The organism is Dyella jejuensis (genome assembly GCF_044904675.1).
GTDB lineage: Bacteria > Pseudomonadota > Gammaproteobacteria > Xanthomonadales > Rhodanobacteraceae > Dyella_B > Dyella_B jejuensis.
The window spans coordinates 113,698-139,469 of record NZ_JADIKJ010000015.1 but is presented as its reverse complement, the minus strand read 5'-3'; the positions used below and the strand labels follow the sequence as shown (position 1 = coordinate 139,469).

The 25,772-nt window shown below is 63.9% G+C and carries 24 protein-coding genes and 1 riboswitch; of the genes, 23 read left to right on the top strand and 1 reads right to left on the bottom strand.

The features are described 5' to 3' along the window. Nucleotides 1-61: 61 nt before the first annotated feature. A complete protein-coding gene (nrdR, locus tag ISP15_RS13845; RefSeq protein ID WP_404548196.1) occupies nt 62-589 on the top strand; it encodes a transcriptional regulator NrdR in 528 nt (175 codons plus the stop codon). Nucleotides 590-797: 208 nt separating this feature from the next. On the opposite strand, the gene cysK is transcribed toward nrdR, so the two are convergent. Further along, the gene (cysK, locus tag ISP15_RS13840; RefSeq protein ID WP_404548195.1) at nt 798-1,754 is read right to left on the bottom strand and encodes a cysteine synthase A; all 957 of its coding nucleotides are present in this window, start codon (nt 1,752-1,754) and stop codon (nt 798-800) included. A gap of 119 nt (nt 1,755-1,873) precedes the next feature. Here cysK and ribD point away from each other — a divergent pair, with 119 nt between their 5' ends. The 22 genes from ribD (at nt 1,874) to ISP15_RS13730 (ending at nt 25,771) form a co-directional block, all read left to right on the top strand. Continuing rightward, nucleotides 1,874-2,965 (top strand): bifunctional diaminohydroxyphosphoribosylaminopyrimidine deaminase/5-amino-6-(5-phosphoribosylamino)uracil reductase RibD, encoded by a 1,092-nt coding sequence (gene ribD, locus ISP15_RS13835; protein ID WP_404548194.1) that lies wholly within the window; start codon nt 1,874-1,876, stop codon nt 2,963-2,965. Nucleotides 2,966-3,042: 77 nt separating this feature from the next. Next, nucleotides 3,043-3,219: riboswitch (FMN riboswitch) on the top strand. 125 nt (nt 3,220-3,344) lie between these two features. After that, nucleotides 3,345-3,986 carry a riboflavin synthase gene (locus ISP15_RS13830; protein WP_404548193.1) on the top strand — a complete coding sequence of 214 codons (642 nt, stop codon included), beginning with the start codon at nt 3,345-3,347 and terminating at the stop codon, nt 3,984-3,986. Nucleotides 3,987-4,113: 127 nt separating this feature from the next. Continuing rightward, nucleotides 4,114-5,208: a bifunctional 3,4-dihydroxy-2-butanone-4-phosphate synthase/GTP cyclohydrolase II gene (gene ribBA, locus ISP15_RS13825; RefSeq protein ID WP_404548192.1), complete on the top strand. Its 1,095-nt coding sequence runs from the start codon at nt 4,114-4,116 to the stop codon at nt 5,206-5,208. Nucleotides 5,209-5,304: 96 nt separating this feature from the next. Then, nucleotides 5,305-7,527, top strand: a complete 2,223-nt coding sequence (locus tag ISP15_RS13820; protein WP_404548191.1) for a beta-glucosidase family protein — start codon at nt 5,305-5,307, stop codon at nt 7,525-7,527. Between the two features lie 55 nt (nt 7,528-7,582). Next, nucleotides 7,583-8,536: a muramoyltetrapeptide carboxypeptidase gene (gene ldcA / locus ISP15_RS13815; protein WP_404548190.1), complete on the top strand. Its 954-nt coding sequence runs from the start codon at nt 7,583-7,585 to the stop codon at nt 8,534-8,536. Between the two features lie 78 nt (nt 8,537-8,614). Further along, nucleotides 8,615-9,076, top strand: coding sequence for a 6,7-dimethyl-8-ribityllumazine synthase (ribH, locus tag ISP15_RS13810; RefSeq protein WP_404548188.1), 462 nt, complete (start codon nt 8,615-8,617; stop codon nt 9,074-9,076). Continuing rightward, nucleotides 9,076-9,522, top strand: a complete 447-nt coding sequence (gene nusB / locus ISP15_RS13805; RefSeq protein ID WP_404548186.1) for a transcription antitermination factor NusB — start codon at nt 9,076-9,078, stop codon at nt 9,520-9,522. The genes ribH and nusB overlap by 1 nt, the downstream gene beginning before the upstream one ends. 47 nt (nt 9,523-9,569) lie before the next feature. Continuing rightward, nucleotides 9,570-10,529 carry a thiamine-phosphate kinase gene (thiL, locus tag ISP15_RS13800; RefSeq protein ID WP_404548185.1) on the top strand — a complete coding sequence of 320 codons (960 nt, stop codon included), beginning with the start codon at nt 9,570-9,572 and terminating at the stop codon, nt 10,527-10,529. After that, nucleotides 10,526-11,026 carry a phosphatidylglycerophosphatase A family protein gene (locus tag ISP15_RS13795; protein WP_404548183.1) on the top strand — a complete coding sequence of 167 codons (501 nt, stop codon included), beginning with the start codon at nt 10,526-10,528 and terminating at the stop codon, nt 11,024-11,026. The genes thiL and ISP15_RS13795 overlap by 4 nt, the downstream gene beginning before the upstream one ends. A 40-nt stretch (nt 11,027-11,066) precedes the next feature. After that, complete coding sequence (locus tag ISP15_RS13790) at nt 11,067-11,864, top strand: hypothetical protein (RefSeq protein ID WP_404548181.1); 798 nt, start codon at nt 11,067-11,069, stop codon at nt 11,862-11,864. 75 nt (nt 11,865-11,939) lie between these two features. Further along, nucleotides 11,940-12,908, top strand: a complete 969-nt coding sequence (locus ISP15_RS13785; RefSeq protein WP_404548179.1) for a potassium channel beta subunit family protein — start codon at nt 11,940-11,942, stop codon at nt 12,906-12,908. Nucleotides 12,909-13,106: 198 nt separating this feature from the next. Continuing rightward, nucleotides 13,107-13,313, top strand: coding sequence for a hemin uptake protein HemP (gene hemP / locus ISP15_RS13780; RefSeq protein WP_404548177.1), 207 nt, complete (start codon nt 13,107-13,109; stop codon nt 13,311-13,313). 85 nt (nt 13,314-13,398) lie between these two features. Next, nucleotides 13,399-13,986 carry a hypothetical protein gene (locus ISP15_RS13775; protein WP_404548175.1) on the top strand — a complete coding sequence of 196 codons (588 nt, stop codon included), beginning with the start codon at nt 13,399-13,401 and terminating at the stop codon, nt 13,984-13,986. 373 nt (nt 13,987-14,359) lie between these two features. After that, nucleotides 14,360-15,631, top strand: a complete 1,272-nt coding sequence (locus tag ISP15_RS13770; protein ID WP_404548173.1) for an efflux RND transporter periplasmic adaptor subunit — start codon at nt 14,360-14,362, stop codon at nt 15,629-15,631. Nucleotides 15,632-15,759: 128 nt separating this feature from the next. Then, on the top strand, nt 15,760-16,482 hold the full coding sequence (locus ISP15_RS13765; RefSeq protein WP_404548171.1) for an ABC transporter ATP-binding protein: 723 nt from the start codon (nt 15,760-15,762) through the stop codon (nt 16,480-16,482). An 88-nt stretch (nt 16,483-16,570) separates the two neighbouring features. After that, complete coding sequence (locus ISP15_RS13760) at nt 16,571-17,887, top strand: ABC transporter permease (RefSeq protein ID WP_404548169.1); 1,317 nt, start codon at nt 16,571-16,573, stop codon at nt 17,885-17,887. A gap of 7 nt (nt 17,888-17,894) precedes the next feature. After that, a complete protein-coding gene (locus tag ISP15_RS13755; protein WP_404548167.1) occupies nt 17,895-19,133 on the top strand; it encodes an ABC transporter permease in 1,239 nt (412 codons plus the stop codon). Between the two features lie 41 nt (nt 19,134-19,174). Continuing rightward, nucleotides 19,175-20,491: an ABC transporter permease gene (locus ISP15_RS13750; protein ID WP_404548165.1), complete on the top strand. Its 1,317-nt coding sequence runs from the start codon at nt 19,175-19,177 to the stop codon at nt 20,489-20,491. A gap of 10 nt (nt 20,492-20,501) precedes the next feature. Continuing rightward, the gene (locus ISP15_RS13745; RefSeq protein ID WP_404548163.1) at nt 20,502-21,728 is read left to right on the top strand and encodes an ABC transporter permease; all 1,227 of its coding nucleotides are present in this window, start codon (nt 20,502-20,504) and stop codon (nt 21,726-21,728) included. Nucleotides 21,729-21,849: 121 nt separating this feature from the next. Further along, entirely contained in the window at nt 21,850-23,175 is a 1,326-nt protein-coding gene (locus ISP15_RS13740) for an ABC transporter permease (protein WP_404548161.1), read from the top strand. A gap of 11 nt (nt 23,176-23,186) precedes the next feature. Then, the gene (locus tag ISP15_RS13735) at nt 23,187-24,440 is read left to right on the top strand and encodes an ABC transporter permease (protein WP_404548159.1); all 1,254 of its coding nucleotides are present in this window, start codon (nt 23,187-23,189) and stop codon (nt 24,438-24,440) included. A gap of 26 nt (nt 24,441-24,466) precedes the next feature. Continuing rightward, on the top strand, nt 24,467-25,771 hold the full coding sequence (locus ISP15_RS13730) for an ABC transporter permease (RefSeq protein WP_404548157.1): 1,305 nt from the start codon (nt 24,467-24,469) through the stop codon (nt 25,769-25,771). Nucleotide 25,772: the final 1 nt, after the last annotated feature.

Here is a 25,772-nt window from a genome sequence, read left to right as displayed (position 1 = left end):
GGCCGATTTGCGCCTGTGCGCGTGCGCAACCCGGCATGATGCCGGGTTGCGAGTCCTGCTGATGCATTGTCCTTTCTGCCAGCATGAAGATACCCGCGTGATCGATTCACGCCTGGCCGACGATGGCGCGACCGTGCGCCGCCGGCGCGAATGCCCGCAGTGCGGCGAGCGCTTCAATACCTTCGAGACGGCGGAGTTGAAACTGCCGGCGATCGTAAAAAGCGGGGAACGACGCGAGAGCTTCGACGAACGCAAGTTGCGCACCAGCTTCGAGCGCGCCTTGCAAAAGCGGCCGGTGGCCAGCCATGACGTGGACGCGGCAGTGCGGGCCGTGATCGACGATCTGCGCAAGAGCGGCGAGCGCGAAGTGCCGTCGCGCCAGGTCGGCGAACTGGTCATGCGCGAACTGAAGAAGCTGGACCAGGTGGCGTATGTGCGCTTTGCTTCGGTCTATCGCAAGTTCGAAGACGTGCATGCGTTCCGCGAGGAAATCGAAAAGCTGGAGCGCGACCTGCCCGGTCTGGAAAACCTGCAGCTGTCCTTGCTTGGCGAAGCCGCGGCGGCGAAGCGTCATCATCGCAAGAGCTGATGATGGCTGCGTTCTTCCCGGGTGCGCATGCGTGCCGGGAGTTCGCGGTGATGGAATCGTTCGTTGCGTCGGTTGCGAATGAGGGGGCGTCCAGCTCGCGCTTCGACTGGCCCCTCACCCCAGCCCTCTCCCCGGCGGGGAGAGGGGGCAAAACCCACAGGCGCATCGCTTTTTTTTCTTCCTCTCCCAGGGAAATAGGCGATAACGCCTAACCCAGACTCTCCAGCCAGGCCTCGTCCGATCCTTCCTCCACGCCTTCGAGCAGGAAAGTAGACAGATAACGCTCGCCGGTATCCGGCAGCATGGCGAGGATCACGCTGCCTTGTTCGGCCGTTTCCGCGTACTTCAGCGCGGCGGCTACCGTGGCGCCGGCCGAAATGCCGACGAAGATCCCTTCTTCCTTCGCCAGCCGGCGTGAGGTGTCGCGGGCGAGCACGTCATCGACCGGCAGGTCCAGGTCGAATACGTTCCGGTTGAGCACCTCGGGCACGAAATCCGGCGTCCAGCCCTGGATCTTGTGCGGTTGCCACGGCTGATCGCCCAGCAGCGACGCGCCGGCCGGTTCGGAGGCCACGATCTTCACGTCCGGGCGGGCCAGCTTGAGCATTTCGCCGACGCCGGTGAGCGTGCCGCCAGTGCCCCAGCCGGTGACGAAGGCATCCAGCCGCTTGCCGGCAAAATCGCGCAGGATTTCCGCCGCGGTGGTGCTGCGGTGATAAGCGGGATTGGCCGGATTCTGGAATTGCCGGGGCAGGAACCAGCCATGTTTCTCGGCCAGCGCCTCGGCGCGCTTGACCATGCCGCTGCCGCGTTCGGCGGCAGGCGTGAGGATCACCTTCGCGCCGTAGGCACGCATCAGCTTGCGGCGTTCGACCGAGAACGTTTCGGTCATCGTCGCCACGAATTTGTAGCCGCGCGCGGCGCAGACCATCGCCAGCGCAACGCCGGTATTGCCGGAGGTCGCCTCGACCACCGTATCGCCGGGTTTGAGCAAGCCCTTCTTTTCCGCGTCGAGAATCACGGCGATGGCCAGGCGATCCTTGACCGAGCCGCCGGGATTGAACGCCTCCACTTTCGTATAAAGCGTGACGTGCGCGGGTGCCACGCGGTGCAGGCGGACGATCGGAGTATTGCCGATGGTGTCGAGAATGCTGTCGTAGATCATGGCTGTTTTTCCGGCAGTAAATTACAAGACTTCGAGCGTACTCCCGTCCTCGCCGGCGCGACAAATGGCGGTCGATCACGCACACTGAGCATCATGCATATCGATATTCAGATCCTTCCATGACCCGCGCCGCCGTCGACGCCGCCCATATGGCGCAGGCCCTGCGGCTGGCCGAGCGGGGGCTATACACCACGCAACCTAATCCGCGGGTCGGCTGTGTCGTGACGCATGGCGAGCAGGTCGTAGGGCAGGGCTGGCACGAGCGAGCCGGCGGACCGCATGCGGAAGTGCATGCGTTGCGTGAAGCCGGCGCGCGTGCACGCGACGCTACCGCCTATGTCACGCTGGAGCCTTGCGCGCATCATGGCCGCACGCCACCCTGCGCCGACGCGCTGGTCGCCGCTGGCGTCGCCCGCGTAGTGATCGCCGTGAACGATCCGTTCCCGCAGGTTGCAGGACGCGGCATCGGGCAACTGCGCGCGGCCGGTATCGCGGTGGAGTGCGGCCTGATGCAAGAGGCGGCGCGGGAGCTCAATATTGGTTTTTTCAGCCGTATCGAGCGCCAGCGGCCCTGGGTGCGCGTGAAGTTGGCGATGAGCCTGGACGGTCGCACCGCCTTGGCCAACGGCGAGTCGAAATGGATCACCGGTGCGGCGGCGCGCATGGATGTGCAGCATTGGCGAGCGCGCAGTTCGGCCATCCTCACCGGCATCGGCACCGTGCTGGCGGACGATCCCTGGCTTACGGTCCGGCTGGACGACACCCCATTCACGCCGCCGATGCGCGTGATCCTCGATCGCCACCTCCGCACACCCGCGGGCAGCCATGTCCTGGACGGCCAAGTGCCGACCCTGCTGCTGCATGGTGCTGCCGCGCCGATGGCCGATGGTCGTTTCGAGCGCGTGGAGCCCATCGCCATCGCCGAACACGATGGAAGGCTGGATATGCAGGCGGTCCTGGCCTTGCTCGCCGAACGCGGTTGCAGCGAATTGCACGTCGAGGCCGGCCCCACCTTGTGCGGTGCGTTGTTCGCGGCGGGACTGGCCGACGAACTGCTGCTGTATGTCGCTCCGGTCATGCTGGGCGACAGCGCGCGGCCGCTGATGCACCTGCCGCCGCTTGCCGAAATGGCCGCCCGCTGGCGGCTGCGGACCATCGATCAGCGGCAAGTGGGCGAGGACTGGCGGCTGCGGCTGCGTCCGCAGCGGTGAACGCTGCATCCACCGGCCGGGGCGGATGACCGGTCTGGCCGGTGCTAAACTGCGCCGGCCGGCTGGTCCGGCATAACCAACGTCTTCAGGGCGGGGCGAAATTCCCCACCGGCGGTAGGTGCCGCAAGGCACGAGCCCGCGAGCGCTTCCGGCTCCATCGGAAGGTCAGCAGATCCGGTCGAATGCCGGAGCCGACGGTTCACGCCACAGCGGCTCATCGCCATGGCGCACAGTCCGGATGAAAGAAGACGGCGGCACGCATCGCGCAAGCGGTGTGCGCGCGCCATGCCTTGGGACGTTCCCACATGCTTGCGTGGAGAACGTTCATGCTTACCTGTCTTTTCCAAGTCTCGCCCGCCTTCTCCGTGGAGGTGCGCTGATGTTTACCGGCATCATCCAAAGCGTGGGCCGCATCGCGCGCCTGGAGCAGCGTGGCGGTGACGTGCGGCTGCACGTCGATACCGCCGGTCTCGATCTGTCCGATGTGCAACTGGGCGACAGTATCGCCGTGTCAGGCGTCTGCCTGACCGCGGTGACGCTGGCGGCGCGCGGCTTCGCCGCCGACGTCTCCAACGAAACCTTGTCGCTCACCACCTTGGGCAGGCACAAGGCCGGCGATCCGGTCAACCTGGAGAAGGCACTGCGTCTGGCCGATCGCCTGGGTGGACACCTCGTTTCCGGCCACGTCGATGGCGTGGGCAAGGTCGTTTCCATGGCGCCGGACGGCCGTTCGCAACGCTGGACCTTCGACGTGCCGCCCGCGCTGGCGCGCTATATCGCGTCGAAAGGGTCCATCTGCATCGATGGCACCAGCCTCACTGTCAACGAAGTGAGCGGCCAGCGCTTCGGCGTGAACCTGATTCCGCACACGGTGGAACACACTGCCTTCCATGCGCGCCGCGCGGGCGATGCCGTGAACATCGAAGTGGATGTGGTCGCGCGCTATATCGAGCGGTTGCTGGGCAGCGGCGAAGCGCCGCGCATCGATGAGGCCTTTCTCAAGCAGCATGGTTTTGCCTGAGCGCCTTGCCCGGGATTCCTTCGCCAACCGCATCCAGCTTTGTTTTTCCCGATAACCGGACGCGCGCTGCCCGCAACCATGAGAGCGAGCAGCAGGCGCGCATCACCGCACTTTTCAAGGTACACCCATGTCATTCAACACCATTCCCGAAATCCTCCAGGACATCCGCGCCGGCCGCATGGTGGTCATCCTCGATGACGAAGATCGCGAGAACGAGGGCGACCTGATCATGGCCGCGCAGATGGTGCGGCCGGAAGATATCAACTTCATGGTGCGCGAGGCGCGCGGCCTGGTCTGCCTTACGCTTACCGAGCAACGCACGCGCCAACTGGGCCTGCGCCCGATGGTGAGCGACAACACCTCGCCGTATCACACCAATTTCACGGTATCGATCGAAGCGGCCGAAGGCGTCACCACCGGCATTTCCGCGCACGACCGCGCGCGCACCATCCAGGTGGCGGTGAAGGCCGATGCCAGGCCGCAGGATTTGTCGCAGCCCGGCCATATTTTCCCGCTCACCGCACAAGCCGGTGGCGTGCTCACACGCGCCGGACATACCGAAGCGGGCTGCGATCTCGCCGCGCTGGCCGGGCTTGAGCCGGCGGCCGTGCTGATCGAAGTGCTGCACGAAGACGGCTCGATGGCGCGCCGTCCGGAGCTGGAAGTTTTCGCCCAAAAACATGGCCTCAAGATCGGCTCCATCGCCGACTTGATCCGCTACCGGCTGGAAACCGAAAAAACCGTGCAACGCGCGCACGAGGAAGAGGTGCAGACCGAGTTTGGCCCGTTCCGGCTGGTGGCGTATCGCGATGCGATCCGGCACGGCCTGCATTTCGCGCTGGTGCGCGGCAGCGTGGATGATGGCGCGCCGGTGCTTGCGCGCGTGCATGTGCGCAACACCTTGTCCGATGTATTGCATCTGCAGCGCGAAGACTTGGGCCTGACCGTCACTTCCGCGCTGCGCCGCATTGCCGATGAAGGCCGGGGCGTGCTGGTGGTGCTTTCCGGCGAGGACACGCCCGACGCGCTGTTGCGCCGCCTGCGCCGGCAACCCGTCGCGCAGGCACCCGAGGAGATGCAGCAGCATGAATGGCGCCAGCACGGATTGGGCGCGCAAATCCTTACCGATCTGGGCGTGCATCGCCTGCGCGTGCTGGGTACGCCGCGCAAGCTGGTCGGCTTGACCGGATTCGGCCTGGAGGTCATCGAACACGCCGAATGATGTCACCTTGACGCCTGCCGGAACCGGGGGCGCAGCGCCGCCCGACGCGCAAATTCATGGCATTCTCTGTCGATCGAACTTGCCAGAGGAATAAGGATGAAGCGCATCGATTCGCCACGCACCAGCGCCGTCGCGCGAACTGTCCTTTACACGGCGCTTTCGCTGGCTTGCCTGCCGGCGGCGTTCGCGGATCAAACCACCTCGTCGCCGGACCAGCGCGCCACGACATTGCAGCAACGCATGTCGCTGGATGACCTGCACCACATGGTGCAAAGCTTCAACACCATGCTTCCGCAGCAGCCGCCCGGCGGCATCGGCACGGCCGGCTACGTGCCGGCGCTGCCCAGGCTCGGCGTTCCTGCCTTGCAGGAAAACGACGCGGGCATCGGCGTGCATAACTATCCGCTGGATGCGGGCCCGGGCAAGCAGCCCAACCACGTGCGCGGCGAAGCCGGCAACGCCACGCCGTTGCCGTCGTTGCTTGGATTGGCCGCCACCTGGAATCCGCAGGTCGCCTACGACGGCGGGCGCATGATCGCTGGCGAGGCGCACGCGCAGGGCATCAACGTACTGTTGGCGGGCGGCATCAACCTCACGCGCGAGCCGCGCGACGGCCGCAATTTCGAATACCTCGGCGAAGATCCGCTGCTGGCCGCGCGCATCGACGGCGCGGAAATCCGCGGCATCCAATCGCAGCACGTGCTGTCCACCATCAAGCATTATGCGTTGAACGACCAGGAGACCAACCGTCTCACTGTCAGCTCGAATATCGATGAGCGCGCGATGCGCGAGTCGGACCTGCTGGCCTTCGAACTGGCGATCGAAGACGGCCATCCCGGTTCGGTAATGTGCGGCTACAACAAGGTCAACGGCGTGTGGGATTGCTCCAACAAGCATCTGCTGGACGACATCCTCAAAGGCGACTGGCACTATCCGGGCTGGGTGATGACCGATTGGGGCGCCGACCATGGCGTGATGGATGCGATGGCCGGTACCGACCAGGTCTCCGGGGTCGATCTCGTTACCGGCGCCAGCCTCGGCAATGCCAGCAGCACCTTCGGCGCACCGCTGATGCAGGCCATCGCCAAGGGCGAGATTCCGCGCAGCCGGCTTGAGGACATGGTCCACCGCATCTTGCGCTCGATGTACGCGGTGGGATTGTTCGATCACCCGCCCGTGATCAAGCCATTGCAAGTCCAGACCGACGCACTGGTTTCGCAGCACGCCGCCGAACAGGCGATCGTGTTGCTCAAGAACGAGCACGCGCAACTGCCGTTGAAGACCGATATCAAAACCGTGGCGATCATCGGCGGCCATGCCGATGCGGGCGTGCTGTCCGGCGGCGGTTCCGCGCAGGTATGGCCGATCGGCGGCCCGGCCATACCGGCGGTGAAAGGGCCGGATTGGCAGTGGCAAGTCTACGATCCTTCTTCGCCGCTGAAAGCGCTGCAGAAACTGTTGCCGGACGCAAACGTGAGCTATGCCGACGGCAGCGATCCGGTACGCGCCGCGGCGCTGGCGAAATCCGCTGACGTCGCCATCGTGTTCGCCACGCAATGGACCTGCGAAGGCGTCGACCAGCCAAATCTTTCCCTGCCGGACAAACAGGACGATCTGATCGATGCGGTGACCGCGACCAATCCGCATACCGTGGTGGTGCTGGAGAACGGCGGTCCGGTGAAGATGCCTTGGTTATCGAAAGCCAGCGCGGTGGTGGAGGCCTGGTATCCGGGTGCGCGCGGCGGCGAGGCCATCGCCAACGTGCTTGCCGGCAGGGTGAATCCTTCCGGACGCCTGCCTATCACCTTCCCGCAGGATGAGCAGCAATTGCCGCGCCCGCAGATCACCAACGCGCAACAGGTGGACTACAACATCGAAGGCGCGGCGGTTGGCTACAAGTGGTACGACGAAAAGCATTTGCAGCCGCTGTTCCCGTTCGGCTTCGGCCTCTCGTACAGCCGCTTCGACTACACCGACCTGCACATCGACACGCAGGGTGACCGCGTCACGTTGACGTTCAAGGTCAGCAACCTCGGCGCGCGTGCTGGCATGGATACGCCACAGGTATATGTGCAGATGCCCGCCAACAGCGGGGAGGCGCCGCGACGGCTGGCCGGATTCCAGAAGGTCGCGCTGCAGCCGGGCCAGAGCCGCACGGTATCCATCACCATCGATCCGCGCTTGCTCGCCGTCTTTGACGTAACGGGACATCGCTGGCAGATTGCCGCGGGCAGCTATCCGATCCAGGTTGGCCATTCCTCGCGCGATTTCGTATTGCACGGCCAGGCGACGGTCGCTGCGGCAAGCATGGCTCCGTAAAAAAGCAGCGCTGATCCGTGTCCTCATGATGGGAAAAGAGAACCAGGAAGAACCGATGCAGGCCAATCATTCCTGCCGCATACGCTTGATCGCTCCCTCTGGCTATCCGCACGATCGTGACGCCATGGCGCGCGGCGTGGCGCGCCTGCGCGATGCCGGATGCATGGTGGAAGGCGGGGAGGTGCTCGATCGCCTCGCGTTGCGCTATGCCGGCAGCGATGCGCAGCGCGTTGCGGACATCAACAGCCTGGCTGCGCTCGATGCGCTGCCGGACATCGCCTTGTCCATCCGCGGCGGCTATGGCGTGACGCGCCTGCTGGAACATGTGCATTACGCGGCGTTGCGCGAACGCCTTGCCGGCCAGCCAATGGCGCTGGTCGGCCACAGCGATTTCACGGCTTTGCAAATGGCGTTGTACGCGAAGTCTGGACTGGTGACGTTCGGTGGGCCGATGCTCGGTCCGGATTTTGGCCCGGTCAAACTGAGTCCGCTGACCTGGCGGCACTTCTGGCGCACCCTCAGCGCACCGCAAGGCAACGCGAGCTGGGAGTGCGGGGAAAGCGCGGAGCTGGCGGTGGAAGGGCCGCTTTGGGGCGGCAACCTGGCGATGCTGTGCAGCTTGCTCGACACGCCCTACTTTCCGCGCATCGACGGCGGCATTCTGTTCGTGGAGGATGTAGGAGAGCCGCCGTTCCGGATCGAACGCCTGCTGTACCAGCTGCATCTTTCCGGCGTGCTGGCGCGACAGCAGGCGCTGGTCCTCGCCGACTTCACCCATTGCCGTCCCGCTGCCTACGACAATGGCTATGACTTGGCCGACGCTTTTGCCCAGATCCGCCGTACCGCTCGCCTTCCGGTGCTTTCCGGCATGCCCTTCGGACACGATCCGGACAAGTTCACCCTGCCGTTCGGCGCGCCGGCGCGATTGCGCGTGGTGGGCCAGCGGGCCAGCCTGGAATTCAACGGCTACCCGCATCTGCGCCAGCCGCATGAGCCGTCCATGGGCTGATCCAAGCAGGCTTGTGCCCAAACCCGTAAAATAGCCGGCTCGCGCGGCCGCGCCCGTTCAATCAGGAATCCACGCTCCATGAAGACCATCGAAGGCGATTTCGCCACGCCCAAGGGCCGTTTTGCCATCGTCGCGGGCCGTTTCAACGGCTTCGTCGTCGAACCGCTGGTGGCCGGTGCGCGCGATACGCTGGTGCGCCATGGCGTAAGCGACGACGCCATCGATCTGGTCCGCGTGCCCGGTGCCTGGGAAATCGGTTTGGCGGCGCATAAGCTGGCACATTCAGGCAACTATGCCGCGGTGATCGCGCTGGGCGCGGTAATCCGCGGCGCCACGCCGCATTTCGACTACGTGGCCGGCGAATGCGCCAAGGCGCTGGCCCAGGCGGCGCTGGGTTCCGGCGTGCCGGTGGCTTTCGGCGTGCTCACCACCGATACCATCGAACAGGCCATCGAGCGCTCCGGCACCAAGGCCGGCAACAAGGGCGCCGACGCCGCCATCGCCGCGCTGGAAATGGTCAACCTGTACGGAAAGCTGTAATGAACCAGCGTCCGGAAGGTATCGACCTGGCCGCCCGCTCGCGCGCCCGCAGGCGTGCGCTGCAAGCCTTGTACGCATGGCAGATGAGCGGCAGCCCGATGCACGCCGTCATCGACCAGTTCCGCCACGAACAGGATATGGAAGTGGCCGACCTGGACTACTTCGAGGACCTGCTGCGCGGCGTGGCAAACCATGTCGAGGTGATCGATGAGGCGCTCAAGCCGCATATCGACCGCGAGGTGGCGCAGATCGACCCGATCGAACGCGCGGCGCTGCGACTGGCGGTCTACGAATTGAAGTTCCGCCCCGACGTGCCCTACCGCGTGATCATCAACGAGGCGATCGAAGTGACCAAGCGCTTCGGCGCGGACCATGGGCATAGCTATGTCAACGGCGTGCTGGACAAGCTGGCCGCGCAGGTCCGCGTGGCCGAGAAGCGCGGTTGATCCGTCCTTTCACTCTCTCCACGGCGGAGACTGAGTAAAAGCGCTTTATGGAATTCTCGCTCATCGACCGCATCCGCGAACGCACCGCCCAGGCGCGTGACGATGTGCGCCTGGGGATTGGCGACGATGCCGCGCTGCTCGCCGTGCCTGCCGGCCAGGAACTGGCTGTCGCCATCGATACGCTGGTCGAGGGCGTGCATTTTCCGCGCGGCACTGCCGCCGCGGATATCGGCTGGAAGGCGCTGGCCGTCAATCTTTCCGACCTGGCCGCCATGGGTGCGACGCCAGCATGGGCGCTGTTGGCGCTGACCTTGCCGAACGCGGATGCGGATTTTATCGATGGCCTCGCCACCGGCTTCGCGCAATTGGCGCAGCCATATCGCCTTGCGCTGGTGGGGGGCGATACCACGCGCGGCGCGCTGACCATCAGTGTCGCGGTGCATGGTTTTGTACCGGCGGGCAAGGCGCTCACGCGCACGGGTGCCCAAGTCGGCGATCTCGTTATGGTCACCGGTACGCTCGGCGATGCCGCGGCAGGACTGCGGCTGGTGCAGCAGGGCGGCCAAGACGATCCGCGGTCGGCATGGCTGATCGAACGCTTGAATCGTCCCGTGCCGCGCATCGCCGCCGGGCTCGCCTTGCGCGATTGCGCCAGCGCATGCATCGATGTGTCGGACGGTCTGCTGGCCGATCTCGGCCATATCTGCGCCGCCGGCGCGGTCGGCGCGCAGATCGATGCGTCTTTATTGCCGCGTTCGTCCGCCTTGCTGGATTGGTTCGATGATGACGCATCGCTCGACTTCGCGCTCAGTGGCGGCGATGACTACGAATTGTGCTTCACCGTTTCGCCGCAGAAGCTCGCGGCGACACAGGCGGAGCTGGCGCGGCTCGGTTGCGGCGCCACCCGGATCGGGCGCATCGTGGCAGGCGAGGGCGTTTGCGTGCGCGATCGCGACGGGCGCCAGCGGGCAACTGCTCGCCCAGGTTGGGATCATTTCGCCGCATGAGCGACCGCAAAACACTCACTGCCGCGCAACGCCGCGCCTTGCTTGCCACCCCTGCGGGTTGGCTGGCCTGCGGTTTCGGTTCCGGACTGGCGCCACTGGCACAGGGTACCTTCGGTTCGCTCGCGGCGATCCTGCCGTGGCTGTGGTTGCGTCACTTGCCGCTGCCGCTCAACCTGCTGGTGATCGTGATCGGCTTCGCCATCGGCGTGTGGGCGTGTGATGCGGCAGGCCGCGCCTTGCGCGTGGATGATCACCGCAGTCTGGTCTGGGACGAATTCATCGGCCAATGGATCGCTTTGCTGCCCGTGCTGCTGGCGCCCTGGTGGACTGTCGTTGCCGGGTTCGTGCTGTTCCGCCTGTTCGATGTCTGGAAGCCGTGGCCGATCCGTTGGCTGGACAGGCATTTGAAAGGCGGACTGGGCGTCATGGTCGATGATGTGGTCGCCGGTGTTTTCGCCGCGGCCGTGCTCTGGTTGTTCGTGCGCCTGCTGACTTGAGTGGCGCGCGGGTATTGCAAGCTATCAATGGAGGTGCGTTATGGGCGTTGCCACGAAGAACAGGTTTTTCGCGCCAGTGCTGGCTTCGATGCTGATCGCGGGATACGCCGGGCTGGCCGACGGCATGCCTGCCGGCCAGGTTGGCCCATCGGCTCCGCCGGGTGACGCGCAGGGCGAACAGGCAGGTTTTGCGCAGCACTTCAGTATGGAAGCGCTGGATAAGGATGTGCAGAACGCCATCCTGCGCGCCGGCCTTGCGCCGGTGCCGTTCAATCGGATCATCGTGCGCACGCGCGATACCTACACCGCTGCCGATCAACCCAATCCCGCCGTGTACCAGGAGCAGCTCACGCTGGAAAATGCCGGTCATGGACTGGTACGCCGAATCGCCTCCGTGCAAGACAGCAACGGCACGGTAAAAACGACCCGGTTCGACCTGGATTACCGTGGCTATTTTCCATTCCTTACCCAAAGCGTTCCTGCGGAGGCAGACGCAGCCCCGCCGGTGGTCGAGGCGCGCAAGCTGCTGCGCTTCGACACGAGCACGGACGGCCATATGAACTTCACCTACCTGTATGGCCTGTCCGGAGGAGCCACCTTCGGCGATCCGGGACAGGTCGTTTGCGACAGCGGCAAGCGCTACAGCGCCTCGACGTTGAATGCAGCCATCCAGGGTCCGGCGCGCGAACTGGACTGCCAGGCCATCGACACGAACGGCATGGTGACCAGCAAAATGAAACTCGCCTATCTGGAAAAATACGCCGTGGCCTTGGTACTTCGCTTGCAGAATCCCGATGGTGCGCTCGACAGCAGCATCGTCGACTTCAAAGTGGAATAAAGGGTTTCCATCCACGCGCCGGTAGATGGCGCCGATCACCATCCATCCGGCGCTGCCGCAGATCAGGAGATTCCCATGCAATACCGCCGCCTCGGCCGTACCGGCCTGCAATTGTCCGCCCTTTCCTTTGGCGCGTGGGTGACCTTCGGGCGGCAGGTGGGGCGCTCGGAGGCGCGCGACATGCTGGCGCTGGCCTGGGATCGCGGCATCAATTTTTTCGACAACGCCGAAACCTACAACCATGGCGAAGCCGAGCGGCTGATGGGCGACGTATTGGCCGACCTGCGCTTTCCGCGCGATAGCTACTGCGTGTCGAGCAAGGTGTACTTCGGCTCGGCGGAAAAACCGCGGCCGACCCAGCGCGGCCTGTCGCGCAAGCATGTGATCGAGGCCTGCAACCAGGCGCTGGAACGCCTGCGCGTGGGGCACCTGGATCTTTATTTCTGCCATCGCCCGGATCCCGAAACGCCGCTCGAGGAAACCGTCGCGGCGATGGATACGTTGGTTCGCCAGGGCAAGGTGCTTTACTGGGGCACCAGCGAATGGCCGGCCACGGCGATCCATGAAGCGCATCGCATCGCGCAAGCCATGCATATGTATGCGCCGGTCGTGGAACAGCCGCAGTACAACCTGTTGCATCGCGAACGGGTTGAGCACGAATACGCGCCGCTTTATGCCAGCTACGGCATGGGCACCACGATCTGGTCGCCGCTCGCGTCGGGCCTGCTGAGCGGCAAATACAGCCAGGGCGTGCCGCAGGGCTCGCGCCTTATGCAGCCGGGCTACGAATGGCTGCGCGAAATGGTGCTGGGCGAGGGCGGCGAACGGGTGGAGAAAGTTCGCGAGCTACCGGTCATTGCCGCCGAACTGGGCGCGACGCCGGCGCAATTGGCGATCGCCTGGTGCCTGGCCAATCCCAACGTTTCCACGGTATTGCTCGGTGCGAGCAAGAAAGAGCAGTTGGAGCAGAATCTCGGCGCCCTGGAACTGCTGCCGCGTTTTGACCTTGGCTTGAAAGAACGGATCGAGCGCGCGCTGGCTTAGGGACTGTTCCTGCTGCAGGAGAGCTGGAATGAAGGGCGAACCAGCGCTCACATCATGACGCGCATTGGGCTGTGGACTACGCAGTGGACGATGGATGATGTCCACTTGCCGGACGGAAACCGGCTTCGCGTCGGCATGCTTGACTATTAAATGAGAATTATTATCATTTGATCCGTCACCCGACGACGGAGCCGAGCCATGTCCACCACCGGTACGCTAACCCTTTCCCGTCCTGCGCCATCGCCCATGCTGGCGAGCATGGAAAGCCACCAGCCAGCCGCCGCGGTACGGCGTATTTCCAGCCAGCGCCTGCTGGCCGGCGAGCGCGAACTGGTCATCCAGCACCTGGGCAGCGAGTACCACTTGCGCGTGACCCGCAACGGCAAGTTGATCCTCACCAAGTAAATCGCGGCCCTCGTGTTCGAGAGGCTGCTTCCCCTATCCGCCAGCGCGCCCGGGCGCATGCCAGCCTGATCTTCAGGAGATCGCCATGTTCGGCTGGTTGGCTGCCCGTTCCTCATCGCTTTGTCGCCATGCGCCGTTGACAGTCGTATCGCGCCGCAGCCGGCGAATTCATCCGCTGGCGTTGTGGCGCAAGCTGCCGGCCCTTGGCAGCGTGCTCTACCTGCATGTCGCGTCCGGCGAGCCGCCGGTGCAGGCCCTGCCGCGCGGCTTGCTGGTTGGGCATCGCGCTTTCGCCCCGCTACTGGACACACGCTGGCTGGTGGCCACCAGTGCGGTGACCGACGATGGTCCGCGCGAGTGGTTCGAATGCATGGATGCCTTCGGTCGCACGCAGGCACGGCTGCATTTGCTGCCCGACACGGATTACTTCGCGTGGGAAGCTCTGATGGCGCCATGTGAGCCAGAACGTCGAACGCCCGTGTCCGCCGGCGTCATCCGGTTCCGGCCCGATAGCGCCAGCGTGACCGCGTTCCGGTTACGCGAGCTGGCGGGCATCGCCGTGCTGGAATCTGGACGGCCCGCACGCTTGTCGCCGCTGGGCGACCGGATCGCCGCGCGCATCGCCCACGCGGAGTCGGCCGTGCTGACGAACCAGGGGCCCTGTCCGCACTAACTGTTCGCGCAGCCCGCAGTAGCGTTGCCTGCTCGCCACGTGCAGTGGGAGCCACGCGCGCCACGCTAAACCCGAAGGGCGGCTCTTTGTGCCCGCCGCACGACGTCATCATGCGCTCTTGTACGGACGTGCACGCCCCCGCTCTTCCTTCTGGCGAGCAAGCAGCTCAGCGCGGATCACGCCAATAGTGGGAACAGGCGCTGGAACGGACGGCGTCTGTCCGCTGTCCGGCCAGTGTCCGCGGACAGCGCCACGAGCCGGCGATTGTTAAGTAAGTGATTGATTAAAAAGAAATTATCTTCCACTTTCGCGCTGGCACGCAGATTGCTGAGTCAGGTGTGGGGCCGCACTGTCCGCGGCCAAGGAACGCACCATGATTCGAGACACCTCAGCCCAGGATCGCCTGATCCAGGTCAAGCCCAATCCCAGGAAGAAGCTGTTGTGGATCGGCGCGGCGGTGGCTGCCGTGATCGTGCTGGGCATCTTCATGCCGGGCATCGCGCGCCTGTTTTCCGCCGATTCCTCCGTCAGCGCCTCGCGTCTCGCATTCGCCACCGTGCAGCGAGGTCCCTTCGTGCGCGATATCGCCGCCGAAGGACAAGTGGTCGCCGCGGTGAGCCCGACGCTGTACGCCACCTATGGCGGCGCGGTCACCTTGAAAGTGCACGCCGGCGATACGGTGAAGAAGGGCCAGGTGCTGGCGGTCATCGACAGCCCCGAACTGCTCAACAAGCTCGCGCAGGAACAATCCAACACCGACGCGATGGAAGTGGACTACCTGCGCGCGCAGATCGACGCACGCACGAAGACGTCCCAGATGCAGAAGGTGTACGACAACGCCAAGATCGACGAAGAAACCGCCGCGCGCGACCTGGACCGCTATCAAAAGGCCTACAAGGCGGGCGGTGTATCGCAGATGGACGTGGATCGCGCCAACGACGCGCTGCGCAAGGCATCGATTACCTTCAGCCATGCCGAGGCCGATCGCAACCTGGGCAACGACAGCCAGGTCTTCGACATCAAGGCGAAGAAGCTCGCGCACGATCGCCAGCTGCTGCTGGTGCAAGACCTGCAGCGCCAGGTCGATAACCTCAATGTGCGTTCGCCGGTCGACGGACAGGTGGGCCAGCTGTTTATCGCCGAGCGCGCCACCGTCGCCAAGGATGCGCAGTTGCTAAGCGTCATCGACTTGTCAGCGCTGGAAGTGGAAGTGAAGGTGCCCGAAAGCTTCGCCCGCGACCTGGCCATCGGCATGACTGGCGAAATCAGCGGCAACGACAACACCTGGAAGGGCGTGGTCAGCGCCATCTCGCCCGAAGTGGTGAACGGCGAAGTGGCCGCCCGCGTGCGTTTCGAAGGCAGCACGCCCAAGCAACTGCGCCAGAACCAGCGCCTGTCCGTGCGCATCCTGCTCGATCATCGCGAGAACGTGCTCACCGTGCAGCGCGGTTCCTTCGTGGACGAATCCGGCGGCAGCTATGCCTACGTGGTGCGCGATGGCATCGCCACCAAGACGCCGATCCGCGCGGGCGAAAGCAGCATCGACAAAGTGGAGATCCTCGATGGCCTCAAGGAAGGCGACAACATCGTGATTTCCGGCACCGACAACTTCAAAGGCGCGCAGCGGGTAGTGATCAGCCGCTGACAGTTACTCCCTCCCTTGCTCGCAGGGGAGGGCTGAGGTGGGGTGAGCCATTGCGGCAAGCCTTCACCCCGTCCCAGCCTCCTCCTGCGAACGGGAGGAGGGGCATCCATCAACCGAAGGACAAACTCATGCTGAAGATGACGCATCTCTCCAAGGTCTATCGCACCGAAGTGGTGGAAACCTACGCGCTTCGCGATTTCAACATCAACGTCAAGGAAGGCGAGTTCGTGGCCGTCACCGGTCCATCCGGTTCGGGCAAGACCACGTTCCTCACCATCGCGGGTTTGCTGGAAACCTTCACCGGCGGCGAATACCACCTGGACGGCATCGAGGTCAGCCGGCTCGACGACAACGCGCGCTCGAAGATCCGCAATGAAAAAATCGGTTTCATCTTCCAGGCCTTCAACCTGATTCCCGATCTCAACGTGTTCGACAACGTCGAGGTGCCGCTGCGCTACCGTGGCATGAAGGGGCCCGAGCGCAAGGAGCGCATCATGGGTGCGCTGGAACGGGTTGGCCTGGCTTCGCGCGCCAAGCACTATCCGGCCGAGTTATCCGGCGGCCAGCAACAGCGCGTCGCCATCGCCCGCGCGCTCGCCGGCAGCCCGCGCCTGCTGCTCGCCGACGAACCGACCGGCAACCTGGATACGCAGATGGCCCGCGGCGTATTGGAATTGCTGGAAGAAATCCACCGCGAAGGCGCCACCATCGTGATGGTCACGCACGATCCGGAACTTGCCGCGCGCGCGCAGCGCAACGTGCACATCATCGACGGCCAGGTGGTGGATCTGGCCGAAGATCCGCGCTTCCACACCGCTTATACGGCGGCCGCCGGACAGATTCGCGGCTGACGCAACCGCTCCCTCTCCCTCCGGGGAGAGGGTCGGGGTGAGGGACCACCCATGCCACAACCTCACCAGAGATCGGACTTTCCAACCCATGTTCGCCTATTACTTCCAGCTCGGCATGCGCAGCCTCAAGCGCAACCCAGTGCTCACCGCGCTGATGGTGATGGCGATCGGCTTCGGCGTAGCCGCGTCGATGATCACCTGGTCGGTGTTCCGGGTGGTTTCGGGCGATCCGATTCCGTGGAAATCCGGCCAGCTGTACAACGTGCAAATCGACAATCGCGGGCCGCAATACAACGAGCCCGGCAATGAGCCGCCGGAAGCGCTCAACTACACCGATGCAATGGCGCTGCTGCGCGCCCACCAGGCTCGGCGCGAAGCCGCGTTCTACGATGTCGCCTTGTCGGTACTGCCGAATGATGCGCAGGGCCTGCCCTTTACCGCGGACGGCTATGCGGCCACGGCCGACTTCTTCACCATGTTCGACGTGCCGTTCAAATATGGCGCTCCATGGGCCAGGGCCGATGACGATGCGCATGCCGCGGTGACGGTCATCAGTGACGCGCTGAACCAAAAGCTTTTCGGTGGCGCGAACAGCGTCGGCCGTGATGTAACGCTAGGCATGCGCACTTACCGCATCGTCGGCGTGACCGGGCACTGGGATCCTAAGCCACGCTACTACGACGTGTTCGACGGCATGCAGTTCGCCGATCCGCCGCAGTTGTATGTCGACCTGAATCGCGCCATCGACCTGAATATCGCTCAGTCCGGACGCAACAACTGCGGCGGCGCGCCGATGCACATTGCAAGCGATGAGGAATGGCTGCATCGCGAGTGTGCCTGGATTCCGTTCTGGGTCGAGCTGCCGAGTCCGGCCGATGCGCAGCGATACAGGGATTTCCTTACCTCCTACGCGGCGGACCAGCAGCGTGCCGGACGCTTCCAGTGGGCGCCCAACGTGCGCCTGCGCAATGTCCTGCAATGGTTGGATTTCAATAAGGTCGTTCCCACGGAGAGCCGCATTTCACTAGCCGTATCGATCGGCTTCTTCGTGATCTGCCTGGTCAATACGATCGGTTTGCTGCTCGCCAAATTCATGCAGCGTTCGGCGGAAATCGGGGTGCGCCGCGCGCTCGGCGCGACGCGGCGCGAAGTGTATGCGCAGTTCCTGATGGAGGCGGCCGCCATTGGCCTGGCCGGCGGCGCGCTAGGTCTGTTGTTGACGATCGTGGGCATGCAAGGCATCGGCTTGCTGTTCGAGCCGGAGATCGCGCAGCTGGCCTACCTGGACTTTTCGTTGCTGATTACCACGCTCGCCGTCGCGGTGTTCGCAACGGTGATTGCCGCGTTCTATCCGACCTGGCGCGCCGCCCAGGTGCAGCCGGCGTGGCAACTGAAATCCAACTGAGGCGACCATGATCCAGATCAAGCCCATACTCGTCGCAATGCGCCGGCATAAGGCAGGCACGTTGCTGATTGGATTCCAGATCGCGTTGACGCTGGCGATCGTCTGCAACGCGCTGTTCATCATTCACGAGCGCGTCGCCCGCGTCGAACGCCCTTCGGGCATGGAGGAATCGAATCTCTTCGTCATCTCGAACATGTGGGCGGATACCTCATCCAATCGCAACATCGACGTGCAGATTCAGGCCGATCTCACTGCGTTGCGCCAGCTGGGCAGCGTGCAGGATGCCACGTCGCTCAACAGCTATCCGCTGCGTGGTGGCGGATGGGACAACTTCATCCGCATGAAACCGCAGCAGGTGCGGATGACGACGGATTCGGCGATCTATCTCTCGGATGAACATACGCTCGGCACGATGGGCGTAAGGCTCGTCGCGGGGCGCAATTTCACTCCCGATGAAATCAAGGCGACGTCCCTGCAGGACACCAAGTCGTGGCCGGTGATCATCGTCAGCAAGGATTTGGCGCACGTACTGTTTCCGGATGGCGATGCGCTCGGCAAGCAGATCTATGCCATGAGCAACAATACGCCTTCTACCATCATCGGCATTACCGATACGCTGCAATCGCACTTGATGGGCAGCGACGATACGCCCTATGCGTATAACGTCGTGCTGGTGCCGATGCGGGATATCGCGGTCGATGGTACCTATTACCTGGTCCGCGCCCGGCCCGGCCAGTTGGCGGCAGCGATGCGCGATGCGCCCAAGACGTTGCTCGCGCAAAACCGCCTGCGCATCTTCGATCCGAAGGATGGCGTGATGACATTCGCGCAGATCCGCGCCAAGGCGTATGAGCGTGATTACGGCATGACGATCCTGATGGGCATCGTCAGTGCCGTGCTGCTGGCGATCACTGCCGCGGGCATTGTCGGCTTGACCAGTTTCTGGGTCGGCCAAAGACGCCGGCAGATTGGCGTGCGCCGCGCTTTGGGCGCGACGCGCGGCGACATCCTCAGCTATTTCATGACCGAGAATTTCCTGATCGGCGCGGCTGGGGTGTTCGTCGGCATTGTGCTGGCGGTCGGTATCAACTTATGGATGGTGGCGCGCTTCGCAATGGAGCATCTGCCGGGCAGCTATCTGCTGGTCGCGGCGATCGTGTTGTTGCTGTTGGGACAGAGCGCGGTATTCGCGCCGGCGTTGCGTGCCTCCCGCGTGTCACCGGTGGAGGCCACGCGACCGGCATGAACGCGCAATCGGCCAAAGACAGTGGGGAATCGCGGATTCATATGCTGGCCTATTATCTGCGCCTGGGTGCGCGCAGCCTGCGGAAAAATCCGCTGCTGACCGCGCTGATGGTACTGGCCATCGGTGTGGGCGTGGCCGCATCGATGACCACCTATGCGGTATTCCGCGCGGTATCCGGCAATCCATTGCCGGAAAAGTCCTCCCAGCTGTTCGTGCCGATCATCGACCTGTGGGGTCCGCAAAGCCGCGCCGAAGGTCGTGACCTGCCGGATGCGCTCAGCTACGCCGACGCCATGGCCTTGATGCGCGACCACCGGGCTGCGCGGCAGGCGGCGATCTATCCGGTGGCCTATACCGCTATCCCGCAGGATGCCGGGCGGGAACCGATGCATGTCTTGGGCTATGCCACCTATGCCGATTTCTTTCCGATGTTCCAGGCGCCGTTCCTCTACGGTAGCGGCTGGGATGCCGCGCAGGATGATGCGCATGCGCCGGTGGTCGTGATCAGCAACCAGCTCAACCGGCAGTTGTTTGGTGGCGCGAACAGCGTAGGCCGCACGGTGCGCCTGGACGATCACGATTACCGCGTGATCGGCGTGCTGGCGAACTTCAATCCACGCCCGCGCTTTTATGATGTCAACAATTCGGATGGCTTCGGCGATCCACCCGATTTTTTCCTGCCGTTTACCTATGCGGTGGATATACATACCGACACCGCCGGCAACAACGATTGCCATGGGAATTCCGGCTATAACGCCGGCTGGGAGGGTTGGCTGCAATCCACTTGCGCGTGGGTGTCGCTATGGGTCGAACTGCCCGATAGCGCCGCGGTGCGCGCCTATCGAAACTATCTGCAAGGCTATGGCGCCGAGCAGGATCGGGCGGGACGCTTCAATTGGCCGCCTGACGCCAAATTGTTCAATTTGATGCAGTGGCTGGACCACGAAAAGGTAATTCCACCCGAAACGCGCATGTCCCTGCTGTTGTCGCTGGGCTTTCTGCTGGTATGCCTGGTCAATACCGTGGGCTTGCTGCTGGCCAAATTCTTGCGCCGCTCGGCGGAGATCGGTGTGCGTCGCGCGCTCGGCGCTTCGCGCCGGGAAATCTGGGTGCAGTTCCTGGCCGAGGCGGCCATGATCGGCGTTGCCGGCGGCGTGGCGGGCCTGTTGTTTACCGGCGTTGGCGTGCTCAGCATCGGCCTGATTTTCCAGCCTGATATCGCGAGCCTGGCGCATATGAGCGCAAGCCTGGTGGGCCTGACCCTGCTTTGCGCAATAGTCGCCACCGTGGTGGCCGCGTTTTATCCCACCTGGCGTGCCGCGCGCGTGCAGCCCGCGTGGCAACTGAAATCGAACTGAGGCGGCCACGATGCAGATAAAGCCGATCATCGCCGCGCTCCGGCACCACAAGGCAGGCACCCTGCTGATCGCGATGCAGATCGCGCTGACGCTGGCGATCGTCTGCAATGCATTGTTCATCATCCAGCAACGGCTGGCCCGCCTGGCGCAACCGAGCGGCATCGACGAACCGCACCTGCTGGTGGTGGGCAATGAGTGGGCGGGCAAGCCCGGCGCGGACCAGATCGCGGCCTTGATGGCCGAAGACCTGGCTACGCTGCGCAAGATTCCCGGCGTGGCGAACGTTTATGCCACCAATACTTATCCGTTGAGCGATGGCGGCATTGCCTACGGTATCGGTCATACGCCGGACAAGCTGAAACCCATATCGAGCACCGCGATCTATTTCGCCGATGCGAACGCGCTATCCACGCTCGGCCTGAAGCTGGCGGCCGGCCGCAACTTCCACGCCGATGAGATCGGGCAGATCGATCGGCACGGCCGGGTCGAGCCGTCCGTGATCATCATTACCAGCGCGCTTGCCCGGCTGCTGTTTCCGGATGGCTCGGCAGTAGGCAAGGTGGCTTATCTCAGTGCCAAGCCGAGCCTCATCATCGGCGTGGTCGAGCGCATGCGCACGCCGTGGGTAGATACCGGCTTTGCCAAATGGGCGGATTACTCGACGCTGGTGCCTTATCGCCAGCTGGAGCCGATAACCCAATATGTGCTGCGCACCCAGCCTGGCCAGCTGGAAGCGGTCGCTCACCGGGTGCGGGCAGACCTGTATGCCGCCAATCGCATGCGCGTGATCAGCCCGAAAGACGGCGTGCAGACGTTTGCGCAAGTGCGCCAGCTTGCCTATGGCGGCGATCGCGGCATGGCGATCCTGATGAGCGGCATCAGCATGATCATGCTGGCGATCACCGGCGCTGGCATCGTGGGCCTGACCAGCTTCTGGGTCGGCCAGCGCCGCAAGCAGATCGGCGTGCGGCGCGCGCTGGGCGCGACGCAGCGCGACATCCTCAGCTATTTCCTTACCGAAAACCTGTTGATCGGGTTGGCTGGCGTCACGCTCGGCGGCCTGTTGGCGGTGGTGCTGAATCTTTGGCTGATGAAGCAGTTCGAGATGGAACGCCTGGCGCCGGGTTACGTGCTGTTGGGCGTGGCGACGCTGTTGCTGCTGGGGCAGGGCGCCGTATTGGCGCCGGCGTTGCGTGCCTCGCACGTGCCGCCGGTGGAAGCGACGCGATCGGTGTGAATGAGTGGGAAGGTGAATCGGCAATCATGGAAACATCGGCGCGAAGCTGCTCGCAGCGTGGCCCTGCTGTTTTCCATTGCCGATCCGCGATACCCGGTTTTCCTTTCAATGGAGGTGCCCCATGTTGGGCTATTACGTGGATCTGGCGGTAAGAAGTCTCAAGCGAAGCCCTGGCCTTACCGTGCTGATGATTCTCGCCATCGCGTTCGGGGTGGCGGCCTCCATGACCAGCTATTCGGTATTCCGTGCGGTATCGGGCGATCCGATTCCGTGGAAATCCTCGCGGCTGTATGTACCGCAGATCGATATCTGGGGTCCGAAAGGGCGCCAGGATGGCAGCAACAACAATGATCCGCCGGATGCGATGGATTACACCGATGCGATCAACCTGATGCGCGCGCATCGCGCGAAATACCAGTCGGCGCTGTATCGCATCTCGCCCTCGATCGTGCCGCCGGATGCGAGCAAGCATCCGATCAATGTCGGTGGCCATGCGGTATACAGCGAATTCTTCCCGATGCTGGACGTGCCGTTCAAATACGGCAGCGGCTGGAGCGCTGCCGACGACGCCGAGCGTGCCGCGGTGGTGGTGCTCAATGGCGAGATCAACCAGAAATTGTTCGCAGGCGCCAATAGCGTAGGCAAGACGGTCAATATCGACGGCAAGGATTACCGCGTGGTCGGCGTGCTGAATAACTGGACGCCCAAGCCGGTCTTCTACGACGTGGTCAATACCGGTGGCTTCACGACCGGGCACGAGGACGTATTCGTGCCGTTCGAGCGCGCCATCGACGTCGGCATGCCCAACGACGGCAACACCAATTGCGCGGAAATTCCCCAGGGTTCCGGCTTCGTTGGTCTGCAGCAATCGACCTGCGTGTGGATCGCCTATATGGCCGAGCTTGACGACAAGGCCGCCGCCACCGCCTACAAGGATTACCTGGACGGCTATTTCCTTGACCAGAAACGCGCCGGACGTTTCAGCTGGCCGCTGAACAACCGCCTGCGCGATCTGCACGATTGGCTCGATTCCGAGCACGTCGTGCCCAGCGACACCAAGATCTCGCTGGTGGTGGCCCTGGGCCTGCTGGTCGTTTGCCTGGTGAATACGGCCGGATTGCTGCTCGCCAAGTTCCTGCGCCGCAGTTCGGAAATCGGCGTGCGGCGCGCGCTGGGTGCGCCGCGTTTGGCCATCTATACGCAATTCCTGACCGAGGCGGGCATCGTCGGGCTTACCGGTGGCGTGCTCGGGCTGCTGCTGACCTGGGTCGGGGTGGAAAGCGTGGGCTGGGTGTTGCCCAAGGAAATCGCAACGCTGGCGCACCTGGATCTCGGCTTGCTGCTGCTTACCCTGCTGGTGGCCGTCATCGCGACGATGCTGGCGGGTCTTTATCCCACCTTCCGGGCCTCGCGCGTGCAACCTGCGCTGCAGCTCAAGTCAAACTGAGGAGCGATGCCATGACCATGCCACCGATTGTCGCCGCGTTGCGCAAGCACAAGGCCGGCGTCGTACTCATTGCGTTGCAGATCGCCTTGACGCTGGCGATCGTCTGCAATGCCACCTTCATCATCTACACGCGCGTCGATCACGTGCGCCGGCCTACCGGCATGGACGAGAACAATCTCTTCATGGTCGAGCAGCAATGGGTCGGGGCGCCAACTGGCGATGACAAGGCCAGCCTGCAAAAACTGGATGTCATGCAGCGCGAGGATCTGGCCGCGCTACGCGCGTTGCCGGATGTCGCATCGGTAACGCCGACCGATTCGCTACCCTTGCTCAACTCGAGCTGGAACGGTTCGGCATCGCTCAAGCCTGGGGTGGACATGCGTTCGGGCAATGCGCGCACCACGTATTACTTCGGCGACGAACACTTCCTGGCTACGCTGGGCGTGCACCTCATCGCCGGCCGCGATTTCACTGCCGCGGACGTCGTCAACAAGGGCTTCCGCGACAACTCGCAGCCCGACATCGTGATCGTCACCAAGGCGCTGGCGGACAAGCTGTTCCCGCAGGGCAATGCGGTGGGCAAGGTGATCTACCTCAACGGTGACAACAAGCCGAGCACCATCATCGGCGAAGTGGCGCGCCTGCAGGTGCCGTCCGTGGATAGCTGGGCCAGCAGCTTCGTATGGAACGCGACCATCGCACCGGTCCGGCTGAACGCCAATTTCTCGCGCTACGTGGTCCGGGCCAAGCCCGGACGCATGCAGGCGGCGATGCGCGCCGTGCCGGGAGCGCTCTATGCGGTCGATCCCATGCGCGTGCTGGATGACGACAGCGTCAAGTCGTTTGCCGACATCCGTGCCGAAGCCTATCGCGCCGACGTCGGCATGGCGGTGCTGATGGGGGTGGTATGCCTGATCCTGCTTGCCGTGACGGCGGCGGGTATCGTCGGACTTACCAGCTTCTGGGTCGGCCAGCGCCATCGGCAAATCGGCGTGCGGCGTGCGCTGGGCGCACGCAAGATCGACATCCTGCGTTACTTCCAACTGGAGAACCTGTTGATCGCCGGCACCGGCGCGGTCGTCGGCATTGTGCTGGCGATTGGCTTGAACATGCTGCTGATCAGGAACTTCGAAATGGATCGCATGCCCATCGTCTACGTGCTTGCCGGATTGGCGGTGGTGATGGTGCTGGGGCAGGCCGCGGTGTTCGTGCCGGCGCGACGCGCTTCCAACGTGCCACCGGTGGTCGCCACGCGCACGGTGTGAAATCGGGGCTTCGGGGGGACCAGGGCATGCTCGGTTATTACTTGGATCTGGCGGTTCGCAGCCTCAGGCGAAACCGCGCGCTGACCGCGCTGATGGTGCTGGCCGTTGCGCTAGGCATCGGCGCGAGCATGACCACGCTGACGGTGCTGCACGTGCTGTCGGGCGATCCGCTGCCAGGGCGCAGCGGATCGCTGTATTACCCGCAGCTCGATCCACAGGACATGAAAGGCCTCAGCGCCGATCCGGAGCCGCCGGAGCAACTCACCTGGACCGACGGCATGAACCTGCTGCGCGCCAGGCGCGCTACCCGCCAGGCATTGATGACCGGCGGCATGGTGCCGCTGCAGCCGGCGCAGCCGGACATCGATGCGTTCCAGGCCAGCGCGCTTTACACCAGCGCCGACTTTTTCCCGATGTTCGGCGTGCCTTTCGAATACGGCAATGGCTGGGGCGTCGCCGAAGACGACGCCAAGGCGCGCGTGGTGGTGATCAGCAGTGCCCTGAACGACAAGTTGTTCGGCGGCAGCAATAGCGTGGGCCGCACCTTGCAATTGCAGGGCACGGCGTTCCGTATTGCCGGCGTGCTGGGCAACTGGCATCCCAATCCGCATTTCTACGAGCTGTACATGGGTTACTACAACCGGGACGAAGATATCTTCGTCCCGTTGTCGACCTCGCGTGACTTGCGCATGGAGCACGACGGCAGCGTGGATTGCTGGGGCGACTCCGGCGGCGATCCGAACAATCTCGAGCACGTCAATTGCACCTGGCTGCAGCTCTGGGTACAACTGGACAACCCGGCCGGCGTCGCGGCGTACAAGGCCTTCCTGGAAAACTATTCGCGCGACCAGCACGCGCTGGGGCGTTTCGAGCGCCCGCCGAACGTGCGCCTGCGCAACGTCATGCAATGGCTGGATTACATGCAGGTGGTGCCCGACGACACCCTGCTGCAAACATGGCTTGCGCTGGGTTTCCTGGTGGTATGCCTGGTCAATACGGTTGGCCTGATGCTGGCCAAATTCATGCGCCGCTCCGGCGAACTCGGCGTGCGCCGGGCGCTGGGCGCGTCGCAGCGCGCGCTGTTCGGACAACTGCTGATGGAGTCGGGTGTGATTGGCCTCGCCGGCGGCTTCGGCGGCCTGCTGCTGGCCATGCTTGGCCTGTGGCTGGTGCGCCAGCAGCAGGCCGATTACGCCAAGCTCGCCCACATGGATCTGGCCATGCTGCTGGTCACCTTCGTGTTTTCCATTGGCGCCAGCCTGCTGGCGGGGGTGCTGCCGGCATGGCGCGCCTGCCGCATCACGCCGGCACTGCAATTGAAAGGAAGTTGAC

Coding starts and splice junctions, on each gene's coding strand:
- nrdR (WP_404548196.1), top strand. CDS start 62: ATGCATTGTCCTTTCTGCCAGCATGAAGATACCCGCGTGATCGATTCA.
- cysK (WP_404548195.1), bottom strand. CDS start 1,754: ATGATCTACGACAGCATTCTCGACACCATCGGCAATACTCCGATCGTC.
- ribD (WP_404548194.1), top strand. CDS start 1,874: ATGACCCGCGCCGCCGTCGACGCCGCCCATATGGCGCAGGCCCTGCGG.
- ISP15_RS13830 (WP_404548193.1), top strand. CDS start 3,345: ATGTTTACCGGCATCATCCAAAGCGTGGGCCGCATCGCGCGCCTGGAG.
- ribBA (WP_404548192.1), top strand. CDS start 4,114: ATGTCATTCAACACCATTCCCGAAATCCTCCAGGACATCCGCGCCGGC.
- ISP15_RS13820 (WP_404548191.1), top strand. CDS start 5,305: ATGAAGCGCATCGATTCGCCACGCACCAGCGCCGTCGCGCGAACTGTC.
- ldcA (WP_404548190.1), top strand. CDS start 7,583: ATGCAGGCCAATCATTCCTGCCGCATACGCTTGATCGCTCCCTCTGGC.
- ribH (WP_404548188.1), top strand. CDS start 8,615: ATGAAGACCATCGAAGGCGATTTCGCCACGCCCAAGGGCCGTTTTGCC.
- nusB (WP_404548186.1), top strand. CDS start 9,076: ATGAACCAGCGTCCGGAAGGTATCGACCTGGCCGCCCGCTCGCGCGCC.
- thiL (WP_404548185.1), top strand. CDS start 9,570: ATGGAATTCTCGCTCATCGACCGCATCCGCGAACGCACCGCCCAGGCG.
- ISP15_RS13795 (WP_404548183.1), top strand. CDS start 10,526: ATGAGCGACCGCAAAACACTCACTGCCGCGCAACGCCGCGCCTTGCTT.
- ISP15_RS13790 (WP_404548181.1), top strand. CDS start 11,067: ATGGGCGTTGCCACGAAGAACAGGTTTTTCGCGCCAGTGCTGGCTTCG.
- ISP15_RS13785 (WP_404548179.1), top strand. CDS start 11,940: ATGCAATACCGCCGCCTCGGCCGTACCGGCCTGCAATTGTCCGCCCTT.
- hemP (WP_404548177.1), top strand. CDS start 13,107: ATGTCCACCACCGGTACGCTAACCCTTTCCCGTCCTGCGCCATCGCCC.
- ISP15_RS13775 (WP_404548175.1), top strand. CDS start 13,399: ATGTTCGGCTGGTTGGCTGCCCGTTCCTCATCGCTTTGTCGCCATGCG.
- ISP15_RS13770 (WP_404548173.1), top strand. CDS start 14,360: ATGATTCGAGACACCTCAGCCCAGGATCGCCTGATCCAGGTCAAGCCC.
- ISP15_RS13765 (WP_404548171.1), top strand. CDS start 15,760: ATGCTGAAGATGACGCATCTCTCCAAGGTCTATCGCACCGAAGTGGTG.
- ISP15_RS13760 (WP_404548169.1), top strand. CDS start 16,571: ATGTTCGCCTATTACTTCCAGCTCGGCATGCGCAGCCTCAAGCGCAAC.
- ISP15_RS13755 (WP_404548167.1), top strand. CDS start 17,895: ATGATCCAGATCAAGCCCATACTCGTCGCAATGCGCCGGCATAAGGCA.
- ISP15_RS13750 (WP_404548165.1), top strand. CDS start 19,175: ATGCTGGCCTATTATCTGCGCCTGGGTGCGCGCAGCCTGCGGAAAAAT.
- ISP15_RS13745 (WP_404548163.1), top strand. CDS start 20,502: ATGCAGATAAAGCCGATCATCGCCGCGCTCCGGCACCACAAGGCAGGC.
- ISP15_RS13740 (WP_404548161.1), top strand. CDS start 21,850: ATGTTGGGCTATTACGTGGATCTGGCGGTAAGAAGTCTCAAGCGAAGC.
- ISP15_RS13735 (WP_404548159.1), top strand. CDS start 23,187: ATGACCATGCCACCGATTGTCGCCGCGTTGCGCAAGCACAAGGCCGGC.
- ISP15_RS13730 (WP_404548157.1), top strand. CDS start 24,467: ATGCTCGGTTATTACTTGGATCTGGCGGTTCGCAGCCTCAGGCGAAAC.